The sequence below is a fragment of the Streptococcus macacae NCTC 11558 genome, assembly GCF_000187995.2.
GTDB classification, from domain to species: Bacteria; Bacillota; Bacilli; order Lactobacillales; family Streptococcaceae; genus Streptococcus; species Streptococcus macacae.
Map to the genome: position 1 here is coordinate 1,024,855 of NZ_AEUW02000001.1, position 17,917 is coordinate 1,042,771.

General features: G+C 41.0%; 18 protein-coding genes. 5 read left to right on the forward strand and 13 right to left on the reverse strand.

Going from position 1 to position 17,917, the window contains the following annotated elements:
* The first annotated feature begins 95 nt into the window (after positions 1-95).
* Positions 96-983: a LysR family transcriptional regulator gene (locus tag STRMA_RS04860; RefSeq protein WP_003078882.1), complete on the forward strand. Its 888-nt coding sequence runs from the start codon at positions 96-98 to the stop codon at positions 981-983.
* Between the two features lie 79 nt (positions 984-1,062).
* Here STRMA_RS04860 and STRMA_RS09480 read toward each other — a convergent pair whose 3' ends face one another.
* From STRMA_RS09480 to STRMA_RS04875, 3 genes are all read right to left on the reverse strand, one after another.
* Entirely contained in the window at positions 1,063-1,389 is a 327-nt protein-coding gene (locus tag STRMA_RS09480; protein WP_040841554.1) for a type II toxin-antitoxin system RelE/ParE family toxin, read from the reverse strand.
* 1 nt (position 1,390) lies between these two features.
* A complete protein-coding gene (locus tag STRMA_RS04870) occupies positions 1,391-1,684 on the reverse strand; it encodes a type II toxin-antitoxin system RelB/DinJ family antitoxin (RefSeq protein WP_003081582.1) in 294 nt (97 codons plus the stop codon).
* A gap of 697 nt (positions 1,685-2,381) precedes the next feature.
* Positions 2,382-3,401, reverse strand: a complete 1,020-nt coding sequence (locus STRMA_RS04875; protein ID WP_003081874.1) for an AraC family transcriptional regulator — start codon at positions 3,399-3,401, stop codon at positions 2,382-2,384.
* 111 nt (positions 3,402-3,512) lie between these two features.
* Here STRMA_RS04875 and STRMA_RS04880 point away from each other — a divergent pair, with 111 nt between their 5' ends.
* Positions 3,513-5,366 (forward strand): beta-glucoside-specific PTS transporter subunit IIABC, encoded by a 1,854-nt coding sequence (locus tag STRMA_RS04880; protein ID WP_003079544.1) that lies wholly within the window; start codon positions 3,513-3,515, stop codon positions 5,364-5,366.
* 76 nt (positions 5,367-5,442) lie between these two features.
* Complete coding sequence (locus STRMA_RS04885; protein ID WP_003081897.1) at positions 5,443-6,906, forward strand: glycoside hydrolase family 1 protein; 1,464 nt, start codon at positions 5,443-5,445, stop codon at positions 6,904-6,906.
* Positions 6,907-7,173: 267 nt separating this feature from the next.
* On the opposite strand, the gene STRMA_RS04890 is transcribed toward STRMA_RS04885, so the two are convergent.
* The 5 genes from STRMA_RS04890 to udk form a co-directional block, all read right to left on the reverse strand.
* Positions 7,174-7,641, reverse strand: coding sequence for an RrF2 family transcriptional regulator (locus tag STRMA_RS04890; RefSeq protein WP_003080407.1), 468 nt, complete (start codon positions 7,639-7,641; stop codon positions 7,174-7,176).
* Between the two features lie 242 nt (positions 7,642-7,883).
* Entirely contained in the window at positions 7,884-8,075 is a 192-nt protein-coding gene (locus STRMA_RS09890) for a hypothetical protein (RefSeq protein WP_003080580.1), read from the reverse strand.
* On the reverse strand, positions 8,076-8,645 hold the full coding sequence (locus tag STRMA_RS04900; RefSeq protein ID WP_003078810.1) for an NAD-dependent epimerase/dehydratase family protein: 570 nt from the start codon (positions 8,643-8,645) through the stop codon (positions 8,076-8,078).
* Between the two features lie 191 nt (positions 8,646-8,836).
* Positions 8,837-9,358 carry a hypothetical protein gene (locus STRMA_RS04905; protein ID WP_003081063.1) on the reverse strand — a complete coding sequence of 174 codons (522 nt, stop codon included), beginning with the start codon at positions 9,356-9,358 and terminating at the stop codon, positions 8,837-8,839.
* A 79-nt stretch (positions 9,359-9,437) separates the two neighbouring features.
* Positions 9,438-10,061 carry a uridine kinase gene (udk, locus tag STRMA_RS04910; protein ID WP_003081073.1) on the reverse strand — a complete coding sequence of 208 codons (624 nt, stop codon included), beginning with the start codon at positions 10,059-10,061 and terminating at the stop codon, positions 9,438-9,440.
* Positions 10,062-10,304: 243 nt separating this feature from the next.
* Here udk and STRMA_RS04915 point away from each other — a divergent pair, with 243 nt between their 5' ends.
* Positions 10,305-11,291, forward strand: coding sequence for a Gfo/Idh/MocA family protein (locus STRMA_RS04915; protein WP_003082255.1), 987 nt, complete (start codon positions 10,305-10,307; stop codon positions 11,289-11,291).
* Positions 11,288-12,370 (forward strand): DEAD/DEAH box helicase, encoded by a 1,083-nt coding sequence (locus tag STRMA_RS04920; protein ID WP_003078900.1) that lies wholly within the window; start codon positions 11,288-11,290, stop codon positions 12,368-12,370. Before STRMA_RS04915 ends, STRMA_RS04920 begins: the two co-directional genes overlap by 4 nt.
* Before the next feature lie 102 nt (positions 12,371-12,472).
* Here the strand turns inward: STRMA_RS04920 and STRMA_RS04925 are convergent, their stop codons facing one another.
* The 5 genes from STRMA_RS04925 to STRMA_RS04950 form a co-directional block, all read right to left on the reverse strand.
* Entirely contained in the window at positions 12,473-14,122 is a 1,650-nt protein-coding gene (locus STRMA_RS04925; protein ID WP_003080531.1) for a phosphoenolpyruvate carboxykinase (ATP), read from the reverse strand.
* A gap of 500 nt (positions 14,123-14,622) precedes the next feature.
* A complete protein-coding gene (locus STRMA_RS04935; RefSeq protein ID WP_003081126.1) occupies positions 14,623-16,050 on the reverse strand; it encodes an NADP-dependent glyceraldehyde-3-phosphate dehydrogenase in 1,428 nt (475 codons plus the stop codon).
* 128 nt (positions 16,051-16,178) lie between these two features.
* On the reverse strand, positions 16,179-16,694 hold the full coding sequence (locus tag STRMA_RS04940; protein WP_003082183.1) for an NAD(P)H-dependent oxidoreductase: 516 nt from the start codon (positions 16,692-16,694) through the stop codon (positions 16,179-16,181).
* A gap of 228 nt (positions 16,695-16,922) precedes the next feature.
* Positions 16,923-17,222: a YciI family protein gene (locus tag STRMA_RS04945; RefSeq protein ID WP_003080367.1), complete on the reverse strand. Its 300-nt coding sequence runs from the start codon at positions 17,220-17,222 to the stop codon at positions 16,923-16,925.
* Positions 17,222-17,839, reverse strand: coding sequence for a TetR family transcriptional regulator (locus tag STRMA_RS04950; protein WP_003080351.1), 618 nt, complete (start codon positions 17,837-17,839; stop codon positions 17,222-17,224). Before STRMA_RS04950 ends, STRMA_RS04945 begins: the two co-directional genes overlap by 1 nt.
* Positions 17,840-17,917 lie beyond the last annotated feature (78 nt).

The window sequence follows — 17,917 nt, forward strand, 5'->3', positions numbered from 1 at the left end:
TTCTTTCTCATTGCTAAAACCATTATAATCCCTTATAATAAAAATATCCAATACATATTTTGGATAATTTATATAATTTTTTTATAAGGATTCCCATGAACAATAAACAAATTGACTACGTCATTGAAACGGCCAAGACCATGAATCTCAGTCGGGCCGCTGAAAATCTCTTTATCTCCCAACCCTCCCTTTCCTACCAGATCAAGGTCCTTGAGGAGGAGGTTGGTTTTCTGATTTTCGACCGTATCGGCAAATCCATCCGCCTCACACCAGCGGGCCAGCAGCTGGTCACCTCCTTGCAGGGCATTCAGCTGGATCTCAAAACCGCTATCGAACAGGCACAAAATCTGGGAAGTCAGTACCAAGATTCAATCACCATTGCCATTCCCAACTGGACAGCCCTCTATCTTCTCCCCCAAGCCATCAAAGCCTTTGAGAAGATCCATCCGCAGGTGCAAATCGTCCCGCAAATCCTGCCCAATCAGCAAGGCATCGCCAGTTTTCTACGTCAGGAGACAGACTTGATCCTGCTGCCAGACTATGAAGCTGATAAGCTCCAGCATATCCAATGCGACCCGCTCTTTACCAGTCAGATTTACCTGCTTTGTCTGCCAGAGGACCCCTTGGCACAGAAAGAGCGAGTGACTGCTCAAGACTTGGCGCACCGCACACTCTTGGTCAATGGTGGCTCCTCCAAACGCCTCCAGCAGGTTCAGCAGCGCGTCATTTCCCAGGTCCCCATTCAACAGCTTAACAGTCCCAACCATGACTTCACCCTGATTCAGGTAGCTAGCCAAAAAGCCATTTGCCTGTCGCCTGGCATCTACCAAGACCGCAATTCAGCCTTCTCCTGGCTACCTTTTGACTGCCAAGAAAACTTTCCCTTCTCCCTCTGCCGTCACGAACAAGATGAACGCCCAGCCATCAAAGACTTCATCAAAACCCTGCAGGAAGTCTATGAAGAGACGGACCTGAGTTTGTGAGAAATAAAAAAAACAGGAAGCCTGCCTCCGTGGAGATGGAACAGACTTCCTCTTTTTGTGTCTTATGTTGCTATTATGCTTATAAATATTTTATTAGTTCTTGTCTTTGATTTCTTTTCGCATAAATAATAGAAAGTATAAACACCTCTAAGTTTGGTTCATCTACCCAGTAATAGATATAGTAATTTTTAACACGGATTTTTCGCACACCTTGACTCCCCCAAGGTTCTTCGTCTATTACTCGATAACTTGTTGGCATAACTGCCAATCTCCCAATATTTTCCTTTAAAAGAATCAATAATTTTCTCGCAGCTACTGATGATTTTAACTCATAGGTCAAATAATGACGAATACTCTCTAAGTGTTCTCTTGCAATCGGTGTTACATGTACATCATAACTCTCCATACTATAACCCTTGTAGTAAATCATCGAAGACTGTATATAGGTCTTGAGCTTCTTTATTCCTGGCTTGTTCCATTGCTTTAGACAGCATGTTATGGAATTCCTTGTCGCTCATCTCCTCTCGATTTGGAATTTCTTTTGGTACTGTCAAAGCAAAGGGAATACCGTTATTCATAATAATTTGGCGGTAGAAAAGATCAATGGCTACTGCCCTAGGCAAACCAATCTTCGTCAAGATAGCCTCCGCTTGTTCCTTAATATCTTCTTGAATTCTAACATTTACACTTGCTGTTTTCATCTGCAATCATCCTTTCACTAGTGATTACATCAATTATAGCACTTGTATTGCAAATCGCAACATATTAGCTGCTTTTTAAAAAATTTCCTCCCTGCTAACAATTTCTCTTTAAAGTACTGATTTAAAAGAGCTATAGTCATCCTCCCTTCACCTTATCTATTCGTAAAATAGCATTAAAAAATCTTATATAGGTAAAAAGCCAACCATGAACCCCCCCTGACCAACATCCGAGCCAGACGCGGCGTCTGCATCGTCCCGGGCCTCCTCAATGACTTTAATGACGAGTTTGCCTGGACCCCCTTTGACTGTCCGGAAACCATCCCCTGCGTCCTCTGCACACACAAGAACCACTCCAAGCCCCTAGTCACTGAGTTTGTCCAGCTCTTGCAGAGCTACTATGAAAAAAATGAAACCGTGCCAACCTAAAAAGACATCCACAGCACTAAAATCTGCTTGGATGTCTTTTATTAGCTTTACTTTTCCTCTACTATCCGTAGCAATCATTCCGAAAAAGGTAAGCGTCAAATCAGCCTTAGCTTCTCTTCAATAGTTTATTAGATGTATAGCCAAAGCTGATATGATACAAAAAGCCACACGACTTTTTGTATCTTTCAGTCACCCAATAATTTCAGCCTCAGCTTTTTAAAGCCCTTCAAATTACTGAACCTAGTTTTCAATGATAGTCAAAAAAGATGATTCATTCACCAGCACCAGGTCCAGTTATCTGATTACGATAGGCCTTCGGTAATAGACCATGTTTGTTTTTAAATTCTCGATAAAGCTGGTTGAGATTTGTAAATCCTGTTCGCTCTGCGATGTCGCTGATTGGTAAAGTAGAAGTGTTAAGATAGCGTTCCACATCGGCTAAGCGTTTCTCGATTTGTATTTGTTTGAAGGATTTGCCATAGGATTTTTTCAGAAGAGAAGACAGGTATTTTTCATGATAGCCAAAGACCTGAGATAATTCTGACAGATTGGTGGTTTGATAGTGCTGTTCAATGTAATTGACCACGTTAAAAATGGTGTTGGAGGAACTATCTGAGAAATGGATGAGACTCTTATCCTCTTGCTTACTGAGATAGATGAGCTCTAAAAAGATCAAGGAAAAGTAGTGCTTGCTGGCTTCCATCTTATAAGTCCGGTCCTTGTATTGTTCCAGCAGTAAGTCTTCAAAGAGAGATCGGATTTGAGGACTATCTCCTGTTCTGAAAATGATGTAGTTGTTATGACTTTGATTGGAATAAAGTGTCTGACTCATGAAATGCGTTAATAGGTTCTTGTCATCCAGTGTCAATAAGGACTTGAAATAATCGTGCTGCATGACAATGTTGATAATAATGTCATCATGAACCGGTTTCATCTTGGCCCGCACGACCTGCGTATCAAAAAAGCAAATGTCACCAGCTGTCAAGGTAATCTCTTGATTATCGATAAAGTAGGTAGCCTTACCCGAATAAATATAGTTCAAATTGATATTGCGATAGGTGTGAAAGGGCATAAAGGTATAGCGGGAATCCTTACGAATATGAAGGGGATTATGTACCAAATCTCCTACATCAATCATCAGGACTTCCTTGCCATCGATAAATTGCCGTTCGGTATAGGTAGCCTCATAGCGTTTGGAATAAGAGCCGCTGTGGGTTAAATAGTAGTTTTCATTTTCTGTATGTTCAAATAATAGCGTTTCCAAATTTTTGAGTTCATCTTGTTTTGTCATGGCTATAGTATATCTTACTTTTTGATAGTAATCAACTTCTTTTCTGACATTGCCAATAGAAAACGCTTCCGATATAATAAAAACATAAAAATTACAAAAAGGAGATTCGCCATGGAAAATAAGGAATTAGCTCAAAAAATCATTGATTTAGTGGCTGGCGAGAAAAATATTGCTACGATTACTCACTGTGCAACCAGGCTCCGCTTTAACTTGAAAGATGATAGTAAAGCGGATGCGGAAGTCTTGAAAAACTTACCTGGGGTTCTGACAGCTCAATTTTCAAGCGGCCAGCTGCAAGTGGTCATTGGAGCCAAGGTGCAGGCCATCTATAAAGAGGTGATCAATCTGGTCAATGTTAAGGAGGAGTCTGACGAGGCTCCAAAAACACGTTTCAGTCTCTCCGCTATTGTAGAGACAATCTCTGGCGTCTTTTCACCGACCCTACCTGTATTGGTGGGATGTGGGATGTTAAAGGCAATCGTATCCCTCTTGACCAATCTCCATATCATAGGTGCTGATGATTCTCTGACCATCCTCCTCTCTATGATGGGTAATCTCATCTTCTATTTCTTTCCTTTTTTCCTAGCAGTCAGTGCTGCTAAGAAATTTAAGGTCAGTGAATATATGGCCCTGGCCTTGGCAGCCGCTTATATGTACCCAACTATCATGGAAGGGGCTGCTAAGATTGCAGAAGGTGGTCCATCAGCTTTGACAGTCTTAGGCCTGCCAATCTTATTTGTCAATTATAGCTCAACCGTTATTCCCATCATCCTGTCAGTTTGGATTTTGAGTTTAATTTACAACAAAATCGACAAATTGGTCCCTGACTTTTTGAAAATTCTCTTTTCATCCATGCTAGTTTTACTGGTCATGGTTCCACTACAACTTGTGGTCTTGGGACCTATCGGTTCTTACGCAGGGACTTACATTGCTCAAGCCATTGAGTGGTTCTATACGTTTGGTGGTGTCTTCTCAGCTGCCTTGTTGGGAGGAACACGTTCCATCCTGACCATGCTTGGGATGCACTATGCTCTAGCCCCACTACAAATACAACAAATTGCAGAGACTGGAGCTTCAACACTCTTGGTCAGTGCCCTAACTGCAAACTTTGCCCAAGCGGGTGCTGCCTTGGGGACAGGGGTTGCCCTCAAGGATAAGACCGAAAAATCTGTTGCTTTCTCTACTGCCTTCACAGCACTTCTTGGTATTACAGAGCCCGCCATGTATGGGGTCAACCTCAAATACAAACGCCCCTTTGCTATTGCGCTTGCTTCATCAGCTGTCGCTGCTGCATTCTTGTCCCTCTTTAACACAGGTGCCATGGTCTACGCGCCTCCAGGACTCTTTACCCTGATTACTTATAAGGCTGATAGTTTTGTCTTTGTCCTTATCGGTGTTGCCGTCGCCTTCTTTATGGCTGCCATCTTGTCTTATTTCTTCGGTCTTACTGGAAAATCACTGTCAACACCAGCAGCTGAAGAGGATAAGAAACTTGTCTCTGAAGATATCTTAGCTCCTCTTGCAGGACAAGTCCTTCCACTTAGCCAAGTCAAGGACGAAGTCTTTGCCAGTGGGGCCATGGGAACTGGCCTTGCCATCTTGCCAAACGAAGGCAAACTTTATGCACCTTTTGATGGGAAAGTATCGATGATTTTCAAAACCCAACACGCACTTGGTTTGGTTAGTGACGAACTTGGGATTGAACTGCTCATTCACATTGGAATGAACACTGTAGAAGAAAATGGTAGTGGATTTCATGCCTTGGTCAAAGAAGGTGATCACTTCAAAGCGGGACAAGTCCTGCTAGAATTTGACCTCGAGACCTTGTCTCAAAAATACCCAATGGAAACACCTATTATCGTGACCAACAACAGTGCTTTCTCAAACATTCAAACCTATGACCAGCAAACCGTCACACAAAAAGATGTGATTATGATGTTGGAAGGTGAGAAAAGCTCCAATTAGAACTGAAATCATTTAAGAATCGCCTAGCGACTCTTAACTCTTAGAAAGATAAAACAATAATTGAAAGGATAAACACATGACACAAGAAAATGGATTTCCTAAAGATTTTTTATGGGGCGGAGCAACAGCAGCCAATCAATATGAGGGGGGCTACCTTTCAGGAGGTAAGGGGCTATCGACTCTTGATGCTGTAGCAGGTGGAGCCTATAAAGTCCCCCGAAAAGTCACCTTTAAACGTCAGGATGGTAGTCTGGGTGAAGTGACTAGAGAAGAGTCTCTCCCTGATGGAGCAGTCGGCTATATCGACAAGGACCGTTACTACCCTTCCCACGTGGCAACAGATTTCTACCACCACTATAAAGAAGACATCGCACTTTTTGCTGAAATGGGCTTCAAATGTTTCCGCTTGTCCTTTTCCTGGTCACGTATCTGCCCAAAAGGAACCGATGAGGTCAATGAGGAAGGACTTGCCTTTTACGAAGCTGTCATTGATGAATTGCTCAGTTATGGTATTGAACCCATTATCACCATCAATCACTTCGATATTCCCATGTATTTGGCGGACCATTACGACGGTTGGTCCAGTCGCAAGGTGATTGACTACTATGTCTTTCTCTGTGAAACGATTTTTACACGGTTTAAGGATAAGGTCACTTACTGGATGACCTTCAATGAGATCAACTTTTTACGCTCTTGGACACAGATCGGGATTCACAGTGTTGAACCTCAAAGCAAGTTTCAGGCCCTGCACCATATTTTTGTAGCCAGTGCCAAGGCTGTGCAACTAGGGCATGCTATCAATCCTAATTTTAAGATTGGGATGATGGTTGCTTATATTCCCGCTTATCCTATGTCTTGCCGTCCTGAGGATGTCTATGAGGGCATCAAACGTAACCGCCAGCAGGAATTTGTCATGGACGTACAATGCCGCGGCTACTATCCAAGCTACCAGTTGAAGGCCTTTGAACAAGAGGGTATCCACATTGCCAAAGAAGCAGATGATGATGCCATCCTGGCTGCGGGAACAGTGGACTATATCGGCTTTTCTTACTACATGTCTACGGTTGCTAGCTCTGACCCCAATGCCGAGCGTTCTGAAGGCAATCAGGTACTGGCCTATAAAAATCCCTACCTCCCAATCAGTGACTGGGGCTGGGCGATTGATCCTCTAGGACTGCGCATCTCTCTTTGCCAACTTTACGATCGTTATCAAAAACCGCTCTTTGTTGTTGAAAATGGATTTGGAGCCATTGATGAAGTTGTAGATGGCAACATTCACGACGATTACCGTATCGCCTATTTCAAAGCACATATCGCTGAAATGAAAAAAGCCATCACTGAGGACGGCGTTGACTTGATTGGTTATACCCCTTGGGGCTGTATTGACCTGGTTTCTTCTGGAACGGGAGAAATGAAGAAACGCTACGGATTTATCTACGTAGATATGGATGATCAAGGCAAGGGCAGCCTCAACCGCCTGCGAAAAGATTCCTTCTATTGGTACAGGGATGTCATCCAATCAAATGGCAGCGAGCTCTAAAAAAACAAGATTCACAACTATCACTACTCTTCACTTCAATATTAAGAGTGGTGATTTTTTCTTCTCTAGGTATCTGATTGGTATCAATCAATAGCAAAATATACAAAGTACGGACTTTGGCTTTTCAACCTCTATTACTCTTAGGCTGTTCTGTGAGTTTATAACTGGTCACTCAAGTAATGAAGGACATAACTAAAAACCATAAACGTTCTTTAAATTTATGCTTCTAAAGAGTATCTGTAATCTTGGCTTTCTCCTTTTCCAAAACTAATCCTCCACTCGCTCGTTCCAATCAATAGCCCCGTTTTCATAGGCTTCTTGCTGGAGGAGATCGGCGATGGTCAGAGTCTGGAGCTGGTCATAAAAGGCGCCCAGGCCTTTTTCCAGCGTGCTTTTGACCTTGTCCTCCACCTCACGGACATGAGCGCCGTCATCATAGATCTGGTAGGCCATGTGCTTGAAGTCCAGGACATCGGCCTGCAGCTCCAAGGCAAAAAAGATATCCTTGAGACTAATCTCCTCCACTGGCTTGGCCAGCTGGTAGCCACCTGTCTTGCTGGCGTTGGACGAGACCAAGCCCGCCTTGGACAGCTTCATTAGGACCTTTTTTAGATAAGAGTCCGACACCTGCAGAATCTGGCTCAGGACATGGCTTTTGACAGGCTGATGCCCCTTTTGCAGCGCCAGCATAGTGATGACATAGGTCGCCTGCTCAAAACTTTTATTTAACTTCATATTGCCTCCAATCTTCTTTTTCCAGCTGTGAGGATGGTTCGGTAGAGAGTAGCCGCCATCTTGCCGGCTAGGAGGTTGAGAGCTTTTTGCCCTAGGGAAATGGGCACCTCAATCTCGATGGTCCAGGTCACCTTGGTCCGCTGAGGGTTCACAGCTTCAAAGGCAATCTCTGTAAAATCCTGCCTAACTGCCGGCAGGGAAGGATTGACCCTATAAAAAGCCAGCTCCTCCACCTCGGTAAGCTATTTCGCATACCAACCCGTTATCATGATGATATCACGTTTAGCTCCTTTTTGCCACTGGTCACCCGGTCGCCAGCTGGATTTGAAAACAAGGAGCGAAGCTATAAAGTTTTCAGACCTGTAAAACCAGTCGAAGGTCTGCTCCAGCGATGCAGCAATTTCCTGCTGGACGCTCACGATTTCTACTGCCATCTATTGCACCATCTTGCTGACCAGCTCATCTGAAACTTGACCGACCAGAACCGGCTTCATATTTTTCATGAAAAGCCCGAAGAATTTAAATATAGGCACCATCTTAGCCAGAGCGTCACTGCGGCCATTGCCATAGACCAGCGTTGGCTCCATCACTTCAGTGCGAATGCCTGAAGCACGCAGCTGATCCGCAATGCGCTTCTTGCCTTCCAGAAATTTCTTGGGCCCAAGAAGACCGCCGATAAAGCCCATGGCCTGGACTTTCTTAGCTTTGGCAATCTCCAGCATGACCTGGGCCGGTTTGTCATTGACCTCGATAAAGGCTGCATCATCACTTTCCGGCCGGCCGACAAAGTCCACGATATAATCCACCTGCTCCGGCAGCTGCTGACTGACGGCCTCATAATCGGTCACGTCCGCTGCGATATTGTGGACTTGAGCGTTTTTCAGGGCATTTTCCCCTGATCGTGATACGACGTAGAAAGTCGCCGTCGGATCCTTGGCCAGCCAAGCCTCTGTCACATTGCGTCCGATATAGCCATTGCCGCCTAATAATACTATGTTTGTCATGTTGATACCTCGTTTTTCTTAAGACATTTATTATATTAGGATCATTATATATCCTAGGACTTTTTTTGTCAATGAAAAAACCAATTGTTAAAAATAAAAACCAAGGCTGAAAAGCTTTGGTCTAAAGGATAATGTCCATTTTAAGGTTTTGGGTATTTTCTAAAACTTGAAAATTTTAAAACAGCAGCTGTCTATTTTTGTTCATCTTTGGCTTCAAGGCCCAGCAAGCGGCGGAAATTTCCCCAATAAGTCTGAAATTTTTCCTTTTCTCCGGGAATGGTTTTTCCGACCCTATCTACTCCCACTACAAAAACAGCTATAGTCACATAGTCTTTGGCCTTGTCAATCAGCTCCAGCTGCTCCAAGATGATAAATAAAAGGTAGACGAGAAAAAGGATAGTTCTAAGCGGCAAGGCCATCAGGAAATTAAGCAGGATCTGCTGAGCTTTAAGACCTGCCGCCCACCATCCCTTTGCCTTTTTAAGCTGACGCTCAATAGTCTTACTGAGGGCATGGTAAAAGCCTTCTGAGGTATAGACCAAAGCTAAGATTGCTATGACAATCATGCCTAAATTTTCCGTTCCTTTTTTGCTCAGGCCCAGAGCTAAAGCGCCCTGCATAATCAAGTCAGTCAGGACCGTCAAGGATAGGATAACAAAAATGAGATAGAACAGACCCATGATCAGGACTTGCAGCAGTCGTTTTCTCTTCATTTTATTCCTCCTTCTTTTTAGAATAACAGCTCAGCCCACTGGGTAGACTATTTCTATCATACTATAACAGCTAGAGATTTTATTTTCCTAAGATGGTGGCAATTTTGGTATTTATCAGGTCAATAGCTACTGTATTTGTCACACCTTCTGGAATAACAATATCAGCATAGCGTTTTGTTGGTTCAATAAATTGATGGTACATTGGCTTAACCACAGAAATATACTGTTCAATAATACTGTCTAAACTGCGTCCTCTCTCCTGCATATCACGCTTAATCCGGCGAATAATGCGAATATCATCATCCGTATCAACAAACAATTTAATATCCATAAGTTCACGCAGACGCTGGTCTTCTAATACCAGAATTCCTTCAACAATGAAAACTTCCTGCGGTTCTTGCCGATAGGTCTGCTCACTGCGAGTATGCTGAGTATAATCATAAATAGGAATATCAACCGGGCGTCCAGCAATTAATTCATTGAGATGTTCAATCATCAGATCAGTTTCAAAAGCTAAAGGGTGGTCATAATTAGTTGCTACGCGTTCTTCAAAGCTTAAATGGCTCTGATCTTTATAATAAGAGTCATGTTCAATCATGGCAATTTTGGCATTGGGAAAATGAGCTAAAATCTCTCGAGATACACTGGTTTTCCCGCCGCCAGATCCACCTGTTACACCAATGACAATCGGTTTGTGTCGCATATTGAGTTAATAAAGGCATAAACAGCATAAAGCACAAATAAGCTAAACTAAGAGCTCACTTAGATTTTTTAAACCAGGCTCATCATTTAGGACTCCATATCCTGCTTTTTTTCTTTGTCTGATGATAGGACTTTATAGTATTTAGCCTTTTTTCCTTTCTGGCTTCTTATAATTTTGTTCTTATTTATTTTACAATAAATCATGGTATAATGAAATAAAAACTTAGAGAAATGAGGTTCCCTTATGCTCAATTTAGGTATTATAGGAACGGGAACAATTTCCCATCAGTTTATTGAAGCCGCTCAGTTAACACAGCAATATCACTTAAAAGCGGTTTATTCACGGCAGCTGGAAAGGGCTCAGAACTTTTTGGCACGATACGAAACGAAAAACTTGGCTTGTTATGATGATTTAAAGGCCTTTCTAGCCTCAGACTTTGATATTTTGTATTTAGCCAGCCCAAATGCTCTGCATTATCAACATGCCAAAGCAGCTCTGGAAGCCGGCAAACATCTTATTGTCGAAAAGCCAGCTTTTTCAACACCGCAGGAATTAGAGGCTATTTTAAAGCTAGCAGAAGAAAAATCCCTTTATTTCTTTGAAGCTGCTCGAAATTACCACGAAGATTCTTTAGCGGTTATCAAGCAGTTTTTAGCTGATAAAACTGTTGTTGGAGCCAATTTCTCCTATATCAAATACTCCTCAAAAATGAAGGACTTATTAGCAGGAAAAATGCCCAATGTTTTTTCAGATAAATTTTCTGGAGGCGCTTTGGTTGATTTAGGGATCTATCCTATTTATGCAGCTCTAAAGCTATTTGGAAAACCCAAAAGTGTTAACTATACAGCTAGTCAATTAGCAAACAGCATTGATTTAAATGGCAATGGCAACCTTATTTACCCTCATTTTCATATTGCTCTTCGAACTGGAAAAAATTATGACGCCCTCAATCATGCTGAAATTTATACAAGAGATGGTACTCTCATACTTAATCATATTCAAGGAATCAGCTCTGCTCACTTTAGAAGACATGACGGCAGCCGCAAAGAATTAACCCTTCCTGAAATGGAACACCTTATGTCAGCAGAAGCCAAGCATTTTGCTGATATGCTCAATCACAAGAATGAAACACTTTACCAGACTTGGTTAGAAGATGCAAGGTCTGCCAGTCAGATCCTCTATCAAATGCGCCAAAGTGCTGGTATTGTATTTGAGGCAGATAACAAATGAAGACACTATTTCCCAAAGTCTGGTTAGACAGACTAAAGCAAAAACAATTTTCTCATTTCACTTCGATCCAAGAAGCTGCATTTGAAACCATTAAAAAAGGCGATAATTTTCTTGGTATCAGCCCAACTGGTAGTGGTAAAACCTTGGCTTATCTGTGGCCATGCTTATTGAACCTCACTCCCAAAAAGGCACAGCAGCTTTTAATTTTAGCGCCTAATACCGAATTGGCCGGCCAACTGTTTGAAGTGACAAAAACATGGGCTCAGCCTATTGGTCTGACAGCTCAGCTTTTCATCTCAGGATCCAGTCAAAAACGTCAGATTGAACGTCTTAAAAAAGGCCCCGAAATTATAATCGGAACCCCTGGACGTCTTTTTGAACTGGTCAAACTCAAAAAGATTAAGATGATGAATGTGAATACCATTGTTTTAGATGAGTTTGATGAATTGCTCAGCAACTCCCAATACCATTTTGTTAAAAATATTATTAAGCGGGTTCCCCGTGACCATCAAATGATCTACATGAGCGCAACAGCTAAGATTGACCCTCAATTTTTAGCAGCCAATACACTTCGCATTGATCTATCAGAACAAAAAAACGATCAGATTTCACATTACTATATCCTTGTTGATAAACGAGAGCGCGTTGATTTACTGCGGAAATTTTCTAATATAGCTGATTTCCGTGGATTGGTCTTTTTTAACAGCCTATCTGATCTTGGAGCCAGCGAAGAACGCCTACAGTTTAAGGGAGCTTTAGCTTTTTCGCTAGCCAGCGACGTTAATGTCAAATTTCGCAAAGTCCTTTTAGCAAAATTCAAAGAGCACGAGATTTCTCTGCTGCTGGCAACAGATTTATTAGCACGCGGCATAGACATTGAAAATCTTGAAACAGTTATCAACTTTGATTTGCCAAAAGATAAAGAAGATTATCTTCATCGCTCCGGAAGAACAGGCCGAATGGGAAAAGCCGGCAGAGTTATTACTTTTATCACTCATCCAGAAGAATTAAAAACACTGAAAAAATTTACTCAGGCCAAGGAAGTTTATTTAAAAAATCAAGTATTGCAGCAAAAATGAGAGCCGAAACAAAAAACGAGAGCTAGGAGAAAAGCCGTTTTTTCTCCTAGTTCTCATTTTTTGATGTTTAATCGCAGCCATAAAAAATTAAGCGCAATAAAGCTATTTGGCCTCATCCGTTAAATGTTCCACAATAGTTTTTAAGCAGAGGATAGCTTCATTAGGAAGAGGATGAGGATTTTTCTGATTAAAGGCTTCCAAATACTGCAAACGAACGCTCATGCGCTGATGCAGCATTTTAAGATAGGTTTTATCAAAAGCAGGAATTTCGTAATGAGCAAAAGCTAAATAGTCAAAACCTTTGATGGCACTAAATTTTTTGAAGCTGGCTTTTCCATCAACAACTTGCTCAATCACAGCTAAAGAGTCTTCCTTAGGGATATTTTGCCCTAAATAAGATCCTGTGTTAATAATATAGGCTTTAACTCCTGAGGCAAATAAATTTTTAAATTTAAAATAATCTTCCGCTAAAGGATGGATACGAAAAGGATTGGCATAGGGTTCTATAATTAAAGCATCCAAAGGACTATTGGTATTTTCAGCGCTTGAGCGTCTTGTCATTAAAGTACAGCCCATAACGGCAGCTAAAACAGGGTCAGTTATACGAATAAGAGGAGGCAGAGAATCATCTTTCATTATCCAAAAAATAGATTGAATTGGATGATCCACACGGTCAACACGATTAGGAGTTGAAAAGCGCGATTTAACAGTTCGTCCATTACCATTTCTAATATCCTCAGTAACAAGACGGAGCTGTCCATTATTATCCAAAGCCGCACCGCAATTCTGAACGGTCACAAAGTACTTTTGCTCCTTATGACCTGCTGGATAATCATTTGTCTTATCAAAATAGGACGGTTCAAGCGCTATTGTTGAGCCATCTTTTTCAGAAATAATAAAGGCATCATCATGCAGAACATTAATCTCGTATTTGTTATGATGTTTAGCATGCGTCAAAGTTGATTTCCCTGATCCAGATAAACCAAAGAAGGAGGCTGCATAAGGACTATGGCCTTCTTTCTCAAATACCTTTAAACCGCCATGACAAGCAATATAGTTATTACGGTTGGCTGTTGCCCAAGCTAAGGTTAAGGTAGCTTTTTTTAATTCACCAAAATAATGCAAACCAAGAACAGCTCCGCAATTGCGCTTACTGTCAAAATAAACAAGACCATCTGGATAATCGGGGTGACTCCAATCCGGATCGGAAAAAATATAAATATCGTTCTCTTCATAAGGTTTGGATTTTTTTAAACGCGAACGGTAAGTATCATTAAGTATCTGGAAATTAACTAACCAAGAATAGAGGTTATGAACATCGTCTTGCGGCAGCAGTAAATGCGCACGCAGCATAAAAGCTTCATCCAATCCTACAACAGCTTCTGATCGGTAAAAAGTGCGCTTTCTGGCCTGAAAAACAGCCTCTCGGATAATTTTCAGCAGTTCATCATCCTCTTTGCTGTCTTTTCCAAAAATACGGCGGGCTTGAGCTGTACGTCCAACGACAGCTCCAGAATTTGCCAATAGGATTTTAGCATCTCTAGGAAGCCCTAGCTCCTCAGCATGGGAAACAGGACTGTCCAAAACAATCGTATGGGGGGATTTTGCAGCCAAACGATAAGCTTCTGCCAACCCTTCTATAGGAAGGACATGATTTTCATAAAAAGCTGTTTCAATGATAGCTTTTAAAGCCGAAAAATAAGGATTATTTTGACGCATAGAAGCTGCTTGAAAATATTGACGTGTAACCATTTTTTCCTCCCAAATAAGCTCTTGGTTTTCAGAGCATGGCACGATTATATGCCTGTTATGATTTTAAAATAAAAAGGAATGAACCAAAAATCAGAAATGCAAACATTCGATTTTGTCGGCTCACTCCTGCAAAGCTGCAATAAGTTTTAAGATTCATTGTAGATACAGCGAATGTAGTCGTTACAAACAAAGCTGATGAAAAAATTTCAAAAATCTATCCAGTTCTCTCACCACTCTAAATTTTTGAGACCATGGCTGATGACTTATTATCACTTCTTTTGCTATACAAGTGATAGCCCAAGCAGTCCAAAAGACTAAAGGACAGATAAGTAACTGTTTTAAACAGGTTACTAAAGCTGATTTTTAGAAAAGCTTGGTTTTGACTGCTTATGGGCTTTTTTTCTGCTCTTTGATTAGCAGTCAGCTTGGCAGCCGCTTCATCAGTCCAGCAAGTACAATCAATGAGGTTGGAACACTCTTTGTCCCAACCTCTTAAATTATTATTTAATATCAAAAACGACTGATTTTACTGTTGTCATGGCTTCAATAGAGTATTTAACACCTTGGATTCCAGCACCTGATTTCTTAGCCCCTAAGAATGGGAAATTATCTGTACCGCGCTGTGTTTTATTATTAAGGTGGACTGTACCAACTTCAAGCTGTTCAGCAATACCAAAAGCACGCGGGAAATCATTTGTAAAAATGGAAGCCTGAAGTCCATACTCTGATTGATTAGAGATAGCAATCGCTTCTTCAACAGATTTTACACGAATAATGGGAAGGACAGGTCCAAATGGCTCCTCCCAAGCAAGGCGCATATCAGTTGTTACCTTATCAAAAAGAACAGGGCAGATAAGATTTCCTTCACGCTTAATTTCAGTAAGGTTATCAGCGCCCTTTTCTTTAGCATCATTGATCAAGCCTTCCACAAAATCAGCTGCTTTAGTGTCAATCAATGGTGTAATATCAGCATCGTTTTCTGGATTTCCGATTGTAAGAGCAAGCACCTTTTCACGAATTTTTTCGACAAGCTTATCAGCAACGCCTTCCATAACAAGAACACGCTTAACAGCTGTACAGCGCTGTCCAGAGTAGCCAAAAGCACCGGCAACAATATTTTTAGCTGTTAATTCCAGATCTGCATCTTCAAGAACAATAGCAGAGTCTTTACCACCAAGTTCAAGCATAATCGGACGCATACCAGCCATCCGGCCAATACGTTCGCCAATTGGCGTTGAACCTGTAAAGTTAATAAAATTGACAGCTGGATGTTCTACGATATAATCTCCGATTTCTGACCCACGTCCTGTAATGGTATTGAAAACACCAGCAGGAAGACCAGCCTCTGCAAAAGCTTCCGCTAAAAGAAGACCAGAAATAGAGCCTTGCGTCGGTGGCTTAAAGGCCACAACGTTTCCTGCAATAAGAGCCGGAGCAATCTTAGATCCAGCAAGATTTACAGGATAGTTAAATGGTGAGATCGCAAGCACAAGACCGACTGGCTCACGGCGTACAACAGCAATTTTCTTCTTGCTAGCAGCTTCAAAACTTCCGCCTTCTAGGACTTCACCTTCCATACGAAGGCCCTCTTCAGCAGCATAATTAATTATTTCAGCTGTACGGATCACTTCACTGACTGCTGACTTATAGCCTTTAGCCACTTCTTTGGAAAGAACTGCTCCAATCTTTTCAGCATCACGTTCTAAAATATCCGCTACTTTATGAAGATAAGCTGCACGTTCTACATAAGAAAGCGCACGCCATTCCTTCAAAGCTTTATGAGCTGAAGCATAGACATAGTCTACTTCTTCAGTACTCATGGCAGGAACTAAACCTAGTTCTGCTCCACTTGCTGGTTCATAGATCTTAATATCATTTTTTGAAAGTTTCCATTCCCCATTGACATAATCTTTGTATTGTTTTGTCAAAGCAAAGTCTCCTTTTTTACTATAATAAAACTATTTTATCATTTTTATGATTTTTTTCAAACGTTTGCTACAGCCAAATTCAGAAAATGTTGGCATAGTTTTTATATAAGCCATCTACAAAACAAGCTTTATTTCAGTAGATAATCAACGTAGGCTGCCGCCTGCTTTTCTAATTCTTCATCAGAAAGATTAAGAGTACCAGCTGTCACAAAAGGAGGTAAAAAACGTGTCCCAATATGGTTGCTGCTAGCATGAAAAGGGGCCAGCAGTTCATCAATCGTAAAACCAAAGCGGCCATTTTTACGGTAACTATCTAAACTTGCCCCTGGAGAGACCGCAATCAGAAACTCTTTGCCTTGAAGAGCTGTCCCTGTTGACCCATAAGCCCAGCCATACTCTAAGACTTGATCTTCCCACTGCTTCAAAAGAGCAGGACTTGAATACCAATACATAGGGAACTGAAGCACAATACGATCAGCTGCTTCTAAAATAGCTTGTTCCTTTTTAACATCAATTTTTCCGTCTGGATAAAGCTGATAAAGATAGCGAACCTCTAAACCTGCTTCTTCCGCAGCTTGTGCTAAACGCTTATTGACACGAGATTTTTGAATATTGGGATGAAATACTAAAAGAGTTGTTTTCATTTTTTCACACTTTCTAATAATCATTTTAGTTGGACTGTTAAATGATTATACCGTTGAGTATTTTAAAGCCTAAATCATTTGCTATGGATGAAGCTGAAGTTAGTGTCTTATTCTTATCGATATAAGTGAAAAAAGTAAAATTTTAGAAATAACCAAAATTTTACTCTATTGGATGATATAATAGTAAGCTATTATCTTTCACTCACTAATTTAAGGACTGTAAAAAAGTTACTTTCCCTTAAATTCTGTCAAATTATCAGCAATAAGATTAGCTGTCAGCTCACTAATATCATAAACAGCCATATTAGGATAATAGGCATCCTCAGCAATAATAGCTTCTACTTTTTCTTGACTGTCGGCCTGAGCCAAGACAACCCCTGCCATTCCCTTATTTTTATAAGGCCCAACTAACAGAAAATCGCCCTTTTCAAAATGATGTGTAAACCATGAACGATGCCCTGCCAAGAGTTCATCAGCCTTAGCAGCCGGCACTTTATTTTCTTGAATTGTAATATTAATTAAAAACATCAATAATCCTTTCTTAGTAAAGTTAGAATACAATTTTCAACTATGTCATGAAGCGATAAATAAACATAAGGGACTTTAGCTGCTGCCATAGCTTCTTTTTGTTTATCTGTCACAACAGTATAGGGATAAACTCCAAAAATAAAAGGAAAAAAGGCAAAGAGGAAATGCTGACGATCTGCTTCAGTCATTTCAGTAAAAAATTTCTGCAATAACTTATCCACCATTTGCAAAGAGCTGCCAAAACTCTCTTTAAAATCAATAAGGTTTTCCATTCGGCTTGCGATATCAAGATCTGTAAAATTAGAAGACAGAATTTTTAATAAAGCAGGACGCTTGGCGAGACTTGTGGCTAATTGATCAGCAAAGCTTTCAAGAGTTAGCTGGTCTTGGTCCAGCATTTGCTGTAAATCGACTTGCCACTTTTGATACTCACGCTTTAGCAGCGCTAAAAAAATTTCTTCCTTATTCAGAAAATAATTGTAAATAGAAGTCCGGGTAAAAGACGTTTTTGAACCAATTTCTTTAATCGTAATATCAGTAAAGTTCTTTTCCTGATAAAGCTTTTCACAAACATCAATAACTTCCTCGCGCCTGTTTTCCTTTTTACCCTTTTGCAAAACTATAAACTCCTTTAACTTAATCTCATATGACTATTTTCATTTTATTATAGCATATCATACTTGGTTGGATTAGCT

Excerpts from the sequence above, each read along its gene's own strand:
- STRMA_RS04860 (WP_003078882.1), top strand. The coding sequence starts at position 96 with ATGAACAATAAACAAATTGACTACGTCATTGAAACGGCCAAGACCATG.
- STRMA_RS09480 (WP_040841554.1), bottom strand. The coding sequence starts at position 1,389 with ATGGAGAGTTATGATGTACATGTAACACCGATTGCAAGAGAACACTTA.
- STRMA_RS04870 (WP_003081582.1), bottom strand. The coding sequence starts at position 1,684 with ATGAAAACAGCAAGTGTAAATGTTAGAATTCAAGAAGATATTAAGGAA.
- STRMA_RS04875 (WP_003081874.1), bottom strand. The coding sequence starts at position 3,401 with ATGACAAAACAAGATGAACTCAAAAATTTGGAAACGCTATTATTTGAA.
- STRMA_RS04880 (WP_003079544.1), top strand. The coding sequence starts at position 3,513 with ATGGAAAATAAGGAATTAGCTCAAAAAATCATTGATTTAGTGGCTGGC.
- STRMA_RS04885 (WP_003081897.1), top strand. The coding sequence starts at position 5,443 with ATGACACAAGAAAATGGATTTCCTAAAGATTTTTTATGGGGCGGAGCA.
- STRMA_RS04890 (WP_003080407.1), bottom strand. The coding sequence starts at position 7,641 with ATGAAGTTAAATAAAAGTTTTGAGCAGGCGACCTATGTCATCACTATG.
- STRMA_RS09890 (WP_003080580.1), bottom strand. The coding sequence starts at position 8,075 with ATGGCAGTAGAAATCGTGAGCGTCCAGCAGGAAATTGCTGCATCGCTG.
- STRMA_RS04900 (WP_003078810.1), bottom strand. The coding sequence starts at position 8,645 with ATGACAAACATAGTATTATTAGGCGGCAATGGCTATATCGGACGCAAT.
- STRMA_RS04905 (WP_003081063.1), bottom strand. The coding sequence starts at position 9,358 with ATGAAGAGAAAACGACTGCTGCAAGTCCTGATCATGGGTCTGTTCTAT.
- udk (WP_003081073.1), bottom strand. The coding sequence starts at position 10,061 with ATGCGACACAAACCGATTGTCATTGGTGTAACAGGTGGATCTGGCGGC.
- STRMA_RS04915 (WP_003082255.1), top strand. The coding sequence starts at position 10,305 with ATGCTCAATTTAGGTATTATAGGAACGGGAACAATTTCCCATCAGTTT.
- STRMA_RS04920 (WP_003078900.1), top strand. The coding sequence starts at position 11,288 with ATGAAGACACTATTTCCCAAAGTCTGGTTAGACAGACTAAAGCAAAAA.
- STRMA_RS04925 (WP_003080531.1), bottom strand. The coding sequence starts at position 14,122 with ATGGTTACACGTCAATATTTTCAAGCAGCTTCTATGCGTCAAAATAAT.
- STRMA_RS04940 (WP_003082183.1), bottom strand. The coding sequence starts at position 16,694 with ATGAAAACAACTCTTTTAGTATTTCATCCCAATATTCAAAAATCTCGT.
- STRMA_RS04945 (WP_003080367.1), bottom strand. The coding sequence starts at position 17,222 with ATGTTTTTAATTAATATTACAATTCAAGAAAATAAAGTGCCGGCTGCT.